Source organism: Dehalococcoidia bacterium, assembly GCA_030018455.1.
Classification (GTDB): Bacteria; Chloroflexota; Dehalococcoidia; order DSTF01; family JALHUB01; genus JASEFU01.
Genome location: JASEFU010000001.1, coordinates 399,618 through 413,110, shown reverse-complemented (window position 1 = coordinate 413,110; position 13,493 = coordinate 399,618). Strand labels below are relative to the sequence as shown.

At 65.2% G+C, this 13,493-nt stretch carries 13 protein-coding genes; 7 read left to right on the top strand and 6 right to left on the bottom strand.

Annotated elements, in window-relative coordinates:
- From pstB to QME71_01975, 7 genes are all read left to right on the top strand, one after another.
- Positions 1-855, top strand: a complete 855-nt coding sequence (pstB, locus tag QME71_02005; protein MDI6857070.1) for a phosphate ABC transporter ATP-binding protein PstB — start codon at positions 1-3, stop codon at positions 853-855.
- Positions 856-867: 12 nt separating this feature from the next.
- Positions 868-1,533 (top strand): phosphate signaling complex protein PhoU, encoded by a 666-nt coding sequence (gene phoU, locus QME71_02000; protein MDI6857069.1) that lies wholly within the window; start codon positions 868-870, stop codon positions 1,531-1,533.
- Positions 1,534-1,633: 100 nt separating this feature from the next.
- Positions 1,634-2,560: an ABC transporter ATP-binding protein gene (locus QME71_01995; protein MDI6857068.1), complete on the top strand. Its 927-nt coding sequence runs from the start codon at positions 1,634-1,636 to the stop codon at positions 2,558-2,560.
- Positions 2,544-3,455, top strand: a complete 912-nt coding sequence (locus QME71_01990; protein MDI6857067.1) for a hypothetical protein — start codon at positions 2,544-2,546, stop codon at positions 3,453-3,455. The genes QME71_01995 and QME71_01990 overlap by 17 nt, the downstream gene beginning before the upstream one ends.
- Positions 3,452-4,408 (top strand): ABC transporter ATP-binding protein, encoded by a 957-nt coding sequence (locus QME71_01985; protein ID MDI6857066.1) that lies wholly within the window; start codon positions 3,452-3,454, stop codon positions 4,406-4,408. The genes QME71_01990 and QME71_01985 overlap by 4 nt, the downstream gene beginning before the upstream one ends.
- Positions 4,405-5,133 (top strand): ABC transporter permease, encoded by a 729-nt coding sequence (locus tag QME71_01980; GenBank protein ID MDI6857065.1) that lies wholly within the window; start codon positions 4,405-4,407, stop codon positions 5,131-5,133. The genes QME71_01985 and QME71_01980 overlap by 4 nt, the downstream gene beginning before the upstream one ends.
- A gap of 159 nt (positions 5,134-5,292) precedes the next feature.
- Positions 5,293-6,357: an alpha/beta hydrolase gene (locus QME71_01975; protein ID MDI6857064.1), complete on the top strand. Its 1,065-nt coding sequence runs from the start codon at positions 5,293-5,295 to the stop codon at positions 6,355-6,357.
- A 119-nt stretch (positions 6,358-6,476) separates the two neighbouring features.
- Here QME71_01975 and QME71_01970 read toward each other — a convergent pair whose 3' ends face one another.
- The 6 genes from QME71_01970 to QME71_01945 form a co-directional block, all read right to left on the bottom strand.
- The gene (locus QME71_01970; GenBank protein ID MDI6857063.1) at positions 6,477-8,006 is read right to left on the bottom strand and encodes a 4-hydroxyphenylacetate 3-hydroxylase N-terminal domain-containing protein; all 1,530 of its coding nucleotides are present in this window, start codon (positions 8,004-8,006) and stop codon (positions 6,477-6,479) included.
- 318 nt (positions 8,007-8,324) lie between these two features.
- A complete protein-coding gene (locus tag QME71_01965; GenBank protein MDI6857062.1) occupies positions 8,325-9,854 on the bottom strand; it encodes a long-chain fatty acid--CoA ligase in 1,530 nt (509 codons plus the stop codon).
- A 35-nt stretch (positions 9,855-9,889) separates the two neighbouring features.
- Positions 9,890-10,360, bottom strand: a complete 471-nt coding sequence (locus tag QME71_01960; GenBank protein MDI6857061.1) for a Zn-ribbon domain-containing OB-fold protein — start codon at positions 10,358-10,360, stop codon at positions 9,890-9,892.
- Positions 10,361-10,379: 19 nt separating this feature from the next.
- Positions 10,380-11,552, bottom strand: coding sequence for a thiolase family protein (locus tag QME71_01955; protein ID MDI6857060.1), 1,173 nt, complete (start codon positions 11,550-11,552; stop codon positions 10,380-10,382).
- A 3-nt stretch (positions 11,553-11,555) separates the two neighbouring features.
- Entirely contained in the window at positions 11,556-12,704 is a 1,149-nt protein-coding gene (locus QME71_01950) for a thiolase family protein (GenBank protein ID MDI6857059.1), read from the bottom strand.
- A gap of 163 nt (positions 12,705-12,867) precedes the next feature.
- On the bottom strand, positions 12,868-13,350 hold the full coding sequence (locus tag QME71_01945) for a low molecular weight protein arginine phosphatase (GenBank protein MDI6857058.1): 483 nt from the start codon (positions 13,348-13,350) through the stop codon (positions 12,868-12,870).
- Positions 13,351-13,493 lie beyond the last annotated feature (143 nt).

The following is a 13,493-nucleotide window of genomic DNA, read 5'->3' as shown; positions in this document are numbered from 1 at the left end:
ATGGTCCAGGAACAGGGACCCGCGGTCCAGGTCGGGCGCTACGCCGCACAGTTCTCCGAGCTTCGATCCGACGTCGAAGAGCCGTCTCTTGGCGAACCGATAATCGACATCCGTGGGCTCAACGTCTGGTACGGCGAGTTTCAGGCGCTGCGCGACATCACTTTCTCCATCCCCGGGCAGCGTGTCACCGCCGTCATCGGCCCGTCGGGCTGCGGCAAGAGCACGCTCATTCGCTGCCTAAACCGCATGAACGACCTCGTGCCCGGCTTTCGCGCCGGCGGCCTCGTCCTGTTCGAGGGTGAGGACATCTATGCCAGAGGGGTCGACCCTGTCGACGTTCGCCGGCGCATCGGGATGGTCTTCCAGAAGCCCAACCCGTTCCCGAAGTCGATATACGAGAACGTGGCGTTCGGCGCGCGGATCAACGGCTACACCGGCCGGCTGGACGACATCGTGGAACGCGCCCTGCGGCAAGCGGCGCTCTGGGACGAGGTGAAAGACATTCTGAAGCGCAACGCCCTTACCCTGTCGGGCGGCCAGCAGCAGCGCCTTTGCATCGCCCGCGCGCTTGCCATCGAGCCCGAAGTGATCCTGATGGACGAGCCCTGCAGCGCTCTCGACCCCGTGGCGACCCTCCGGATCGAAGACCTGATGCGCGATCTGAGCAAGAGCTACGCAATCGTGATCGTTACCCACAATATGCAGCAGGCGGCGCGCGTCGCCGACTTCACGGCGGTGATGATGATGGCGGCCGACAGGGCAGGCGAGATGGTGGAGTTCGGACGGACGCGACAGGTGTTCACCAACCCGCGCGACAAGCGCACGGAGGGTTATATCACCGGCCGCTTCGGCTAGACAGGACAAACGATGCCTCGCACGTTATTCGAACGCCACCTTGCTGAAGTCCAGGGCGAGATGCTCGTCATGGCTGATATGGTCGAGAAGGCCATTCAACGTTCCGTCCAGGCGCTGAAGGGCCGCGACGTCGGGCTTGCCCGGCAGGTCATCGCCGACGACCTCAAGATCAACCTTAAACGCTACGATATCGAGGAACGGTGCCTGGAGCTCATCGCCACTCAGCAGCCGCTGGCCGGCGACCTTCGCACCATCATCGCTGTCTTGCACATGATCGTCGACCTCGAACGCATGGGCGACCACGCTGAGGGAATCGCCAAGATCGCCGTCATGCTGGCCGACGAGCCCCCGCTGAAGCCCTACGTGGACATCCCCAGGATGGCGGACGCGGCCTCTCGCATGCTGCGGGAGAGCATGGAAGCGTTCAAGAAACGGGACGCCGACCAGGCGAGAGCGGTCATGAACGAGGACGACGAGGTCGACGCCCTCTACGACCAGGTCTACCGCGAGCTCCTGACGTACATGCTCGGCGACCCGCGCACGATTGAGCAGGCAACGCGCATCATCTGGGTGGCGCACAACCTGGAGCGGATCGGCGACCGCGTCACGAACATCTGCGAGCGCGCCGTTTACATGGTGACGGGGAAGATGGAGGAGCTCAACGTCTCCAAGTACTAGCCGTACTGCGGAGCACAGGCGCCGGCCCCGTTCTTTCCGACCCCTCGCTGGTTCACGCGTAGACCATGCGCGCCGCCTCACTTTGCGCTAGGATACCCTCATGACTATCCTGGCGACGCAGCGGCTGACCAAGCTCTACTCGGGCGTCACCGCGCTCGACTCGCTCGACCTGGAGTTGCAGCCGGGCATCATCGGACTCGTAGGCGCGAACGGCGCCGGCAAGAGCACGCTCATCAAGATCCTCCTCGGTCTCATCAAGCCTACCCGCGGTTCGGCCCGCCTCCTGGGGTTCGACGTAACACGCCAGGAAATCGACCTCCGCCGCCACGTCGGCTACATGCCGGAGCACGATTGCCTGCCCACAGACGTCTCCGCGACCGAGTTCGTCGCCCACATGGCGCGCATGAGCGGGCTGCCGCGCTCCGCCGCGCGGGAGCGCACCGCCGATACCCTTCGGCACGTCGGCCTGTTCGAGGAACGCTATCGCGAGATGGGCGGCTACTCAATGGGGATGAAGCAGCGGGTGAAGCTGGCCCAGGCCCTCGTCCACGATCCGCGCCTGCTGCTGCTGGACGAACCCACGAACGGACTCGACCCCGAGGCCCGCGACGATATGCTCGACCTCGTGCGCCGGACCGGCGAGGAGTTCGGAATGGCCGTCATCATGGCATCCCACCTCCTGGCGGAGATCGAACGTGTATGCAACTACCTCGTCGTGATCGATGCCGGGCGCCTCGTGCGTTCGGCGCCCCTCGCGTCATTCACGGAACGCAAGCAGGTCCTCGTTGTCGAGGTCGAAGGCGACCCGTCGACCCTCGTTGAGCGGCTGCGCGGAGACGGCCTCACCCTTCAACAGAAGGACGGGCGCATCCTCGTGGGTCTCGACAGTGAAAAGACGTACGACTTGATCCGCGACAGGATCGCCGAGCTCGGGCTGGGGCTGGTTCGCCTGGAGCAGGGCCGGCAGAGCCTGGAAGACCTCTTTCGCACTCCAGAGGCGGACGTGGACGATGTCGCGTTCAGTTGAAGCCGAAGGCAGCGTCTACGATCTGGGGTACCGGGGGTACGAGGGCATGCGGCTCGGCCGTCTTTACGCCGTCTTCTCCCTCTACATCGCCAGTTTCCGCGGCATCTTCGGCTTTGGCCGGCACACTTCCAGCAAGATACTGCCCTTCGCCCTGGCGGTCATCGCGCTGCTTCCGGCGGTCATCCAGCTCGGCGTGGTAGCGACGGTGGAAGTGATCGATTTCGACCTCATATCCGTCGACGATTACTACGAGTTCGTGCAGTGGCCGCTGGCCCTGTTTGTTGCCGTCGTCGCGCCGGAGCTGGTGGGACGGGACCAGCGCAACCACACCCTCGCCCTCTACTTTTCGAGGCCTTTGCTGCGCGACGACTACATCCTCGCCAAGTTCGCGGCGCTATCGACGGGGCTGCTCGTCATGGCGCTCGTGCCGGAAGCGCTGGTCTTCTTAGGGAATGCCATGGCGGAGAGCGATCCGTCGGACTACCTTCGGGAGAACTGGCAGGACATCGGCCCCATACTGGCTGGCGGCGCGATGATCGCCGTGCTCTGGTCGGGCATCGCTCTGGCAATCGGCTCGCAGACGGACCGGTGGCCGCTTTCATCGGGAGGGATCGTCGCCTATTTCGCCGTGAGCTGGATCCTGGCGTCGATCCTCATCAATGCCGACAGCGGCGGTGTGTTCAGGTACTCGCTCCTCTTCAGCGGCTTTCATGTCGTTCGGGCGTTCACCTTCTGGGTCTTCGGCGTGACACCGGAAGGGCCCCCCGTGGACGGCCTTGGGAGCGAGATCGCGCTCGCCGATGTGCCTCTGTTTGTCTACGCGTTGGCCGCGGTCCTGACGGTCGGGGTCGCCCTGTTCATGACGCATCTTCGCTATCGACGGATGAGCTTGTGATAGAACAACGCGAGACGCCGCCGGCCGCTACTCGGGCTGACGAACCTGTAATCAGGCTCGACAACGCTTCGCGCTGGTTCGGGAACATCGTCGCTGTCAGCGATGTCTCCTTCTCCATCGGCCCCGGCATCGTCGGCCTTCTCGGCCCGAACGGCGCCGGCAAGTCCACCATCCTCCAGATGATCGCCGGCTTTCTCAAGCCCTCGAGCGGCTCCGCCTCGGTCCGCGGCCGCTCTCCGTGGCGGAACGAGCAGCTTTTCCGCTACACGGGGCTGGTGCCGGAGCGCGAGGCGATCTACCCGTTCCTGACCGGGTACGAGTTCGTTCTCCTCAACGCCCGGCTCCACAGGCTGCCTGACCCGGCGGCGGCGACGGCCCGGGCGGTTCGGACGGTGGAGATGGAAGACGCCCAGCACCGCGCGACGGGCGGCTACTCAAAGGGGATGAAGCAGCGCATCAAGCTCGCCAGCGCCCTCGTTCACGAGCCTTCGCTCTTGCTGCTCGACGAGCCGTTTAACGGCGTCGACCCCGCCCAGCGGCTGCGCATGATGAGCATCTTGCGAGGCCTCGCCGCGACGGGCTGCACGATTGTCTTCTCGTCGCACATCCTGGAGGAGGTCGAGCGTCTGGCGGACAACGTGCTTGTCATCGTGTCGGGGCGTCTTGCCGCATCGGGCGACTTTCACCGCATCAGACGCCTGATGACCGACCGTCCGCATACGTTTGTGATCCGTTCGAGCGATAACCGCAGACTCGCCGCGGCGCTCGTTGAGATGCAGTGGGTGCGGGGGATCGAACTGGTCGATGGCGGCCTGAGCGTCCGCGTCTCCGATTTCGGCGCGTTTACGCTACGTATTCCGGTCGTCGCCAGGGAAAGCGGCGTAACGCTCTACGAGCTGGTACCGGCCGATCAATCGCTCGAAAGCGTATTCTCGTACCTGGTGAACCGATGAACAGAGAGATACTGATACTTTCGCTGCGACAACTGCTGGGCAAGCGGCGCACCCTGGCGCTGGTCGCGCTGGCCCTGCTCCCGCTTCTGGTCGCGCTCGTCTTCAGAGCGGGAGACTCCGAAACCGATCCCGTCGACTGGACGGCGAACACGCTCCTGAACGGCCTCATCGTTACCACGGTGCTGCCGCTGGTTACGCTCGTCCTGGCCACGACATCGTTGGGGATGGAGATCGAGGACGGCACCATCGTTTACCTGCTCTCGAAGCCGCTGTCGCGCGCGCACGTGATCACCGCCAAGCTGGCCGCATCGTGGCTCCCCGCAGCCGCCCTCGTCTCCCTCTCGGCGGCGGCTTCCGCGGGCATCGCCCTTCAGGGCTCGGGGTACGGCGTTCTTCCGGCCTTCGTCATCGCCCTCGGTCTCGGGGCGCTGGCCTACTCCGCCGTCTTCCTGCTCCTCAGCCTGTTGACGGCGCGGGCGCTGGTCGTCGGGCTGATATACGTCTTCATCTGGGAAGGGCTGGTAACCGAGCTTTTCGAGGGCACGCGAATACTCAGTGTCCGCCAGTACACTCTCGGCGTGGCCGATCTGCTGACGAATGTCCGCGCATTCGAGGCCAATCTGGATGGGGTCGGCGCGCTCGTGCTGATGGCGCTCGTCACGGCGATCGTCGTGGCCCTCACCATCCGCCGTCTCAACCGCTTCGAGACGCGGACGCTGTTCTGACCTCACGGGGAGCAGGCAGTTTCGGTTGACGGGTACATGGGCGGTGCTAAGATCGCGGTACCGGGCCGACGGGCTCCTCGCCCGTTTCCCAACTGATTAATCCCGGATAGCATGAGGCTGTTCCGCGTCCCGCCGCCGTACGCTGATCAAGGCAGAGAGATGAGAAAGCAGCCTCTGGTCTTCCTCGCGATAGCCGTCGCCGCCCTCTTCGCTGCGGTGGCGTTCCCATCGCTCGACCCGGCGGCCGCCGACGGCCGGCGCTATCTGGACGAGGTCTTTCAGTCCCTGACGGTCACCCGCGACATCCCTTATGGGCAGGCGCTGGATCACCACGGCGTGGCGCAGACCCTATACCTCGATCTCTACGAGCCGGCGGGAGACATCGAACCGCTTCGTGCGGCCTTAGTGTGGGTCCACGGCGGGAACTTCAACAGCGGCGACAAGGCGGGCGCACTGGACGTGGAGATGTCGACCCGTTTCGCCAAGCGGGGCTACGTCGTCGTCTCGATCAATCACCGCATCCGTCCCGAGATCCCGACGTATGACCCGCCCGAGCCGCAAGCCGTCGTCGACGCGCAGCACGATGCCCAGGCGGCAGTGAGGTGGCTTCGCGCCAATGCCGTCGCCCGGCGCGTCGATCCGGAGCGTATCGTCATCGCCGGCTACTCGTCGGGCGGTACTGTCGCCCTCCTTGTCAACTACAACGCCGGCGACGCGGGCGAGAGCGGCAACCCCGGCCATCCTTCGGGGACGTCGCGTTGCGCCGCCGTCGGAGGCTGGATCGATGTCTCGCTGATCGAGACAGGCGAGCCGCCGGCGCTCATCGTTCACGGCACTCTCGATGCGAAGCCGTTCGTTCCCTACAGCGCCGCGCTCGCGATCGTTGAGAGAGCGGAGCAAGTCGGGGTGACCGCGGAGTTCCGTCCGGTGGAAGGCGTGGGACACGGCCTGTTTACAGACCACAAAGAGGAGATCGTCGCCTGGATGGCCGACTTCTTCTACCGCGGTCTTCCGACCGGTCCTTCGCGCATCGGGGGGACGGTGGACAACCCCCGGCCCGAAGCTCCACCTGAGGGAGACGGCGGGGGCATGCCGGCTCCCGCCGTAGCGGGGATTGCGGCGGCGGCTTCGGGCGGCGCGGCCGCGCTGGCGGCCGCCGCGTGGTATGCAAGGCGGCGCCGCCCTGTTCCACCCACTGAGACCCCCCTGCGCAGGACGCGCTGACCCGCTGCACCGCGGGTGCCCGGCCAGCGCATTCTTCCGCAAGATAAGAGAGGAGACCCCCTTTACGGAGCCTCCTCAATCAGAAACGCGAACTCGCGTCGCTCTAAGGGCAAGCAGCGCTACTTGACCGGCGTCTTTTCCTTGGGCTGATACCGCGTTGTGGCGTCTACCAGCGCCTCGCGGTCTCCGCCGCTCATCCCGGCGATGTAGCGCAGCAGCTTCTTCCGCGCCTCCATGTTGTACTGCGTGGTGATTGCAATCTGCTCCATTACAGGCGACCCGCCGCCGTGGTAGGAGCCGATGTTGTGGATCCCGCCCGCGGCGGAGCAGAGGATGTCGCCCAGGTAGCGCCAGAACTGCGCCTGGTCTTCGACGTCCATTGTGGGGCTCCGCTTTGTGTACTTGCGGAGCAGATCGCCGGTCTCCGGGTTCGCGAAGTCGCGCTCGTAGGGGAAGGTCGCCGTCACGCCGCCGGAGATATCGCAGAGGATCTCGGCTTCGCGGAAGACCGCCTCGCCGGTCAAGCAGCGGCCCACATTGCAGTAAATCGAGTTGGGGATATAGGAGCCGGGGCCGTAGGGCACGAAGCCGACGCCGGGCATGTAGACCTCCGGCTTGCCAAGGTCGGAGGCAGTGTAGCCGGCGGCGTACCCCAGCTCGGTGGTCATGATGATCTCCGCCAGCTTCTCCCGCACGTGCGGCGCCTTCTGAATGTTGTTCACTTCAGCAGCGAGGGCGGCCGCGCCCAGGATCAGGTCGCCGATGGCAGGCTTGCAGCCGGAGTAGGAGTGGCGGTGGAACAGGGCGAACAGGAGAGCAAGCACCCCTCCGTGCTGCCATTCGCCGGCGAGAAAGACCCGCTCCCAGGGGACGAAGCAGTTATCGAAGATCACGTAGGAGTCGGTCGAACCGGGCACGAAGCCGCGCTTGTAGATCTCCCTCGGCCGGAGGTTGTGGATTGTGACCACCTGCTTCACGCCTTCCCAGTCGCCGGGGACGGCGAAGGCGACCGCATAGTCCTTGTCCTCGGGGCGCAGGGCCCTCGTGGGCACGACCAGTATCTCATCGGCCACGGAGGCTTCGGAGATGTGGAGCTTGCAGCCGCTGACGACGATGCCGTCCGGGAGGCGTTCTTTGATGTGGACGTAGGCGTCGGGGTCGGGCTGATCGGCGGGCCGCAGCATGCGGTCGCCCTTGACGTCGGTCTGGGCGCAGCAGCCGACCAGGTCCTCCGTCTGGAAGCGGATAAGCCACTTCTTGAAGTTCTCGTGGTAGTTGGTGGTGCCGTCGTTGGACTTGTCGGCTTCGTAGGATACGTTGTAGATGGCGTTCGTGGCGTCGATCCCCATGCAGCGCTGAATGCAACCGCCGATCTTCTGGCAGAGCATGCGGGTCATGTCCTGCTTCCTGTGCAGGTCATCCGTGTTCTGATGAATGTGGGTGAAACGGTTGATCCGCTCTCCGGTGAGGTGAGAGATGGCGGTGCACAGTTCCTGGTTCTCCGGCCTGGCCGCTTCGTCGAACGTAGTGCCGATAGTGTTGAGGCAGTCCATCTGCAGCTCGTCGGTGCGGTCGATGAGTTCGCCGTTGAAGTAGATGTTGCGCCGCATCTTGGCCAGTCCGCGGATGTACTCTTCTTTGGTCCTCATGTCTCCTCCCTTCTTGATGTGCATCCCTCAGTGTTGTCGCCGCAAGCCCTGCACCCGGCTTTGCCGCGCGGGTCGGGACTCCCCCGGGCCCTGCCGTCGTTCCAGAGTGGACGCGGCACGGATTCACTATAAACCCGCCTTCCGGACACGTACAAGCTCTTCCAGCGACGCGTTTCTGGCTGTAAGAGGCAGGGCTTTCGGGTCGGCCCCGACGCTAAAGCGAGCCGAGGCCGCAGCAGATGAGGTCGCACGAGGACTGCGGAATGGACGAAGGGCTTCCCCGGCCGGCCATCCGGGCGTCGGCGAGGGGCGAGGGCGCTATCCGGGCGCCAGCTCTTCCTTCAGCGCCTTCTTGATCACCTTGCCGGTAAGAGTCTTGGGGAGGCTGTCGCGGAAGATCACCTCGCGCGGCGTCTTGTAGCTGGCCAGGCGCGCCTTGCAGAACTCTTGCACCTCCTCGGCCGTCAGCGTTTCCCCCGGCCGGGTCACGACGACAGCCATCACCTCTTCGCCCCAGATCGGGTCGGCGCGGCCGATCACTGCCGCCTCCGCGATCTTGGGATGGGTGAACAGCACCTCCTCGATCTCGCGCGGGTAGATGTTCTCGCCGCCGCGGATGATCATCTCCTTCTTGCGGTCGACGATGAAGAAGTAGCCGTCCTCGTCCATATAGCCGACATCGCCGGTGCGCACCCAGCCGTCGACGATTGTCTCGGCGGTGGCTTCGGGGTTGTTGTAGTACCCCTGCATGACGTTCGGCCCCTTGACCACAATCTCGCCTCGCTCTCCCGTCGGCAGCTCGTTCATGTTGTCGTCCACGATCTTCATCGGCTGGCCCCGCAGCGGCAGGCCGATCGACCCCACCTTGCGGATGCCCCAGTACGGGTTGATGGACGAGACGCAGGTCGCCTCGGTGAGGCCGTAGCCCTCCATTATGCGCAGATTGAACGTCTCCTCAAACCGCTCGAAGACGTCGAGCGGCAGGGGAGCGGCACCGCAGACGACGTAGCGCAGCGAGCTCGTGTCCAGCCCTTCCGGTCTCGGGACGGCCAGCAGGATTCCCAGCATCGTGGGCACGGCCGAGAACGTGGTGGGGCGAAAACGCTGTACCGTTTCCCAGAAATCGCTGGGGCTGAAGCGCTCCCACATGGCGACAGCGCCCCCCACGTAGACCTGCGAAAGGGTGGTGAGCTGGGCGTTGACGTGGAAAAGGGGCAGTATGAGCCCCAGACGCTCGTTGCCCGGCTGCAGGGGCATCACCTCGACCGCCGCCATGGTGTCCCAGACGTAGTTGAAATGGGAGAGCATCGCTCCTTTGGGCCGGCCGGTCGTGCCGGAAGTGTAGACGATCGCGGCCAGGTCATCGCGGGCCAGGGGGACCGGATCGAGGGTGGAAGGCTGGTCCATCAATTCCCCGAAGGCCATCGCTCCCGGCGCTTCGCCCTCGAGGCAGACCACCTGCCGAAGAGCGGGGCATTGGTCACGGATAGCATTGATTGTATCGATCAGCGCCCGGCTGGTGACCGCGACCACTGCGCCGGAATCGCTGAGGACGTGGCGCACCTCGTCGCCCTTAAACATGGCGTTGACGGGCCCGAATACGGCGCCCAGCTTGTTGATGCCGAACCACGTGTAGAGGAACTCCGGACAGTTGGGCAGATAGACCGATACGACGTCTCCCTTGCCCACGCCCAGCGCGCGCAGCCCGTTCGCCACGCGGTTCGCCCGTTCGTCGAGCGCGCGGTACGAGACCTCCTCATCCCGCCAGTAGATAAAGGTCTGGTCGGGCCGCTCCGCAAGGTTCAGCTCGAGCAGGTCGCGAAGATTCTCAGGGGTTTTCAGCGCCATGGCCGGGACCTCACTTCCTCACAGACCGGGCAACGCTAGGCCGGCGTGAAATACTCGATGTCGGTTATCTTCCCTTCGCGCTGGTCGCGCCAGACAGCCTGCAGGCGCATCCCGACGCTCAGCGCCTTCTTGGCTGCCTCCAGGTCCTGCAAGTCAACGCCGCCGACGTAGTGGATAAGGCCGGTGTCCGCGCCGTCGAGCTTTATTACGCCGACGCAATAGGGTGGAGGAGGAAGGCTGGTGAACTGGGCGTAGACGATGGTGAAGGTCTCCAGGGTGCCCTTGTCGCCCACCTCGACCCACTCTTCGACGGGCACGAAGCACCGTTCGCAGAAGCTTCTCGGCGGCACGAGGACGCGCCGGCAGCTCGGGCACCGCCCTCCCACGATGCGCTTGTTCTCCTTCAGTTCGCGGAAGAAGCGAGAGGCAGCCTGGCCGGCGGTGTGACGGTAAGGGATGTCCCACCGGCCGTCGATTGTCAGAGGTTCTTCTTGCTGAGAGGTCATGGCAGCATCCTCCGAAGGCCTACGGGGCCTCGCGGTCCAGAATCATCAGCGTGTGAAACCCGATTGTCGCGCCCCACGCGTGGGCCAGTGCCTTCTTCACGTTGGGCACCTGCCGTTTGTCGGCCTTGCCCATCACTTGAAGCGCCGCCTCCGCCACGCGAACGAGCCCTGACGCGCCGATGGCGTTGGTGCTCAGAACGCCGCCGGAAGGGCATACCGGGAGCTGCCCGTCCATGGCCGTCACGCCCTTTCGCACCATCTCCGCGCCCTTACCCGGCTCGCAGAAGCCGAGCGCCTCATATTCGAGGATCTCCTGGATGGTGAAGGCGTTGTACAGCTCGGCCACGTCGAATTCCCGTAGAGGGTCGTCCACCTTGGCCATGCGATAGACGCGCCGGGCCAGCATCGCCAGGCTGTCCCAGTCCTCGTACCAGGGGCGGTCGCCGGCGAAGTAGTTGTCGGTGATCTGGCCCGCGCCTGTGATCCACGCCGGCTGTGGGGCCAGCCTGCGGGCCTTCTCCTCCGAGGCGAAGACGATGGCGCACGCCCCGTCGGAGGACGGGCAGCAATCGGAAAGCCGCAGCGGCCAGGACAGCATCGGCGAGCTGAGGGCATCCTGCACACTGAACTTGACGCGCAGGTGCGCGTAAGGATTGTTCATGGCGTTCTCGTGGTTCCTGACCGATATCAGAGCCAGGTCCTCTTCGGTCGTGCCGTAGTAGTGCATGTGGCTGCACGCCTGGATGGCAGCGACAGTGATGGCGCCCATCCCGAAGCCGCGCTCGTAAACGGGGTCGACAGCGGTGTTGAGGACGAGCTGCGCCTCCAGCGTCTCGCCCACCCTTTGCGAGGCGACCGCCAGCACGACGTCGTACAGGCCGGAAGCGACGTGATAGTAGGCTGCGAGAGCCGTCGAGCCGCCGGTCGTCCCGCCCGTGCTTATCTTGAGATACGGCTTCCCGAGCATGCCCGCGGCCGCGCAGGCGTCCACGTTCCATTTCTCCGGCGCGTTCAGGCCATCGAAGGGGTCCATGGAGCCGTACACGACGGCATTCACGTCGTCGGGGGTAACGTTCGCGTCCTGAAGGGCAGCACTCGTCGCCTCATACACGAGCTCAGGGTACGCTACGTCTTTCCGCCAGCTCGAACAGCGGGTCAGACCGACGCCGGCAATGGCGACGCGCCGCGGCATCGCTCACCTCCCCCTCAGGACTACTACGCCGTGCGTTTGCGCGACCGACCCCGTCAGGGCGCTCACGCCGTGAGCGAGGGCCGTCCGCGCCTCGACCTGGCGGCCATCGGCGCGCCCCAACACCTGAAGCGCCGCTTCCGCTACCCGCACGAGGCCGGTCCCCGCTCCGATGTTAGTGCTCAACGCGCCCCCGGACGGGTTAACGGGCAAACGGCCCCCCATTGACGTCGCCCCTTGCTCGAGAAGCGCCGCCGCGCCGCCTTCCGGGGCCCATCCCAACGCCTCGTAGGTCATGAGCTCGTGATAGGAGGTCACGTCGTGTATCTCGGCCACGTCCAGTTGCCCGAGGGGATCGTCGATGCCGGCCATCGCGTACGCCGCCTCCGCGGCCTGGGCCAGAGCGTCGAGCCGCCAGAGGTCAACGGCGCCGATGTGGTACGAGCTCGTGGCCCAGCCGATGCCCTCGACGGTGGCCCAGCGGGCGCTGATCCGCTTTGCCCTGTCTTCAGAACACAGGACGAGGGCGACCGCGCCCACCGATTTCGGCGCGCAGTCGAGCGCATGCAGAGGCCAGGCGACCATCTCTGAGGAAAGCACCTCCTCCCGGGTGACCGGCTTCTGGAGATGTGCGCAGGAGTTGTTCGCGCCCTGCCGCCGGTTCTTCTCGACGACGGCCGCCGCCTGATTCTCGCCGACCCCGTAGCGGGAGGCGTAGGAGGAGGCTTGAAGGGCGAGAGCGGGCGTCGCGCTCATGCCGAGCGGGCGATAGAAGAAGGGGTCCATCGCCACGTTGCTCACGAGCTCCGTGGGCGCCTCGGCGTGCCCATGGCCCATCACCAGCGCCGTGTCGAAGGCGCCGCTCGCGATCCGCATGTAGGCGTAGGCGAAGGCTAGAATGCCGTCGTCCGCGACCTTGGCGGAGTCTTTCAAATAGCCGCCGGCAGCGGGGACGAGATGCATGTCGGAGATGGTGCGGCCGTCGAGGACGTCCCAGCCGGAGGCGAGCACGGTATCGATGTCGCCTCGCGTCAGGCCTGCGTCCTCCATGGCGGCCTTCGCTGCGTGGAAGCCGAACTCATGGTACGCGAGGTCGCCGCCCGGGCCGCGGTGATGCGTTTGACCGATACCGACGATACATACTCTGCCGCTCACGCGTCTCCCTCCGCGCGTTAGGGGCCGGCGGATGCAGCGGGTGTCACCCTATCGAACGTGGCACGAGTGTAGCGATTCCCATCAACATCGTCAAGCGATGCGGCCGTCCGGTGTGGAGCGAAAGGTCCCCCAAAGCGGAAGGTGATAAGGGCGGCGAGAGGAGCTACTCCTGCGTTTCCCCCGTCTCATCGCAATGGGCCAGGCGGTTGTGGACGGCCGCTACCAGTTGCGAGAGCTGCTCCGCGCATCGGTGGTACGCTTCGAGGGTCCGGCCGAAGGGGTCGTCTACGTCGACGCCTGTGCCGGCGTACTCGCCGAGCACCCTGACCTTGCCCTTCGCGTCGGGGAATGACGCCACGACGCGCCCCCGCTGGACCGTCGACATGGCGAGGACGAGGTCGGCCCTGTCCATGAGCTCCCTCGTGAGCCGGCGGCTGCGATGAGAGGAGATGTCTATGCCCAGTGTCCGCATTACCGCGCAGGCGTTATCGGTTGCCGGGACGCCATTGCCGGCGTGGAGACCGGCGGACTCCGCGCGTAGATTCGATTGAGCGGCGGAAGCCGCCTTGTTGAACAGCGCTTCCGCCATCGGGCTGCGGCAGGTGTTCCCCGTGCATACAAACAGGATCGTTTTCTCAGGGCGCATTGGATCCGTTGCCCTAAGTTGCCATTTGTTGGCATTAGCGGTCAACCCTGGCCGGAAGCGACACCGACTGGCGAGATTCAAGGGGTACCTTACGATCCCCGAAAAGATCGGATAAAATGCTGTCGGCGCGCCGCCGTCGAAGC

Bases quoted from the DNA above. Each gene is read 5' to 3' on its own strand.
- pstB (MDI6857070.1), top strand. From the start codon at position 1: ATGGTCCAGGAACAGGGACCCGCGGTCCAGGTCGGGCGCTACGCCGCA.
- phoU (MDI6857069.1), top strand. From the start codon at position 868: ATGCCTCGCACGTTATTCGAACGCCACCTTGCTGAAGTCCAGGGCGAG.
- QME71_01995 (MDI6857068.1), top strand. From the start codon at position 1,634: ATGACTATCCTGGCGACGCAGCGGCTGACCAAGCTCTACTCGGGCGTC.
- QME71_01990 (MDI6857067.1), top strand. From the start codon at position 2,544: ATGTCGCGTTCAGTTGAAGCCGAAGGCAGCGTCTACGATCTGGGGTAC.
- QME71_01980 (MDI6857065.1), top strand. From the start codon at position 4,405: ATGAACAGAGAGATACTGATACTTTCGCTGCGACAACTGCTGGGCAAG.
- QME71_01975 (MDI6857064.1), top strand. From the start codon at position 5,293: ATGAGAAAGCAGCCTCTGGTCTTCCTCGCGATAGCCGTCGCCGCCCTC.
- QME71_01970 (MDI6857063.1), bottom strand. From the start codon at position 8,006: ATGAGGACCAAAGAAGAGTACATCCGCGGACTGGCCAAGATGCGGCGC.
- QME71_01965 (MDI6857062.1), bottom strand. From the start codon at position 9,854: ATGGCGCTGAAAACCCCTGAGAATCTTCGCGACCTGCTCGAGCTGAAC.
- QME71_01960 (MDI6857061.1), bottom strand. From the start codon at position 10,360: ATGACCTCTCAGCAAGAAGAACCTCTGACAATCGACGGCCGGTGGGAC.
- QME71_01955 (MDI6857060.1), bottom strand. From the start codon at position 11,552: ATGCCGCGGCGCGTCGCCATTGCCGGCGTCGGTCTGACCCGCTGTTCG.
- QME71_01945 (MDI6857058.1), bottom strand. From the start codon at position 13,350: ATGCGCCCTGAGAAAACGATCCTGTTTGTATGCACGGGGAACACCTGC.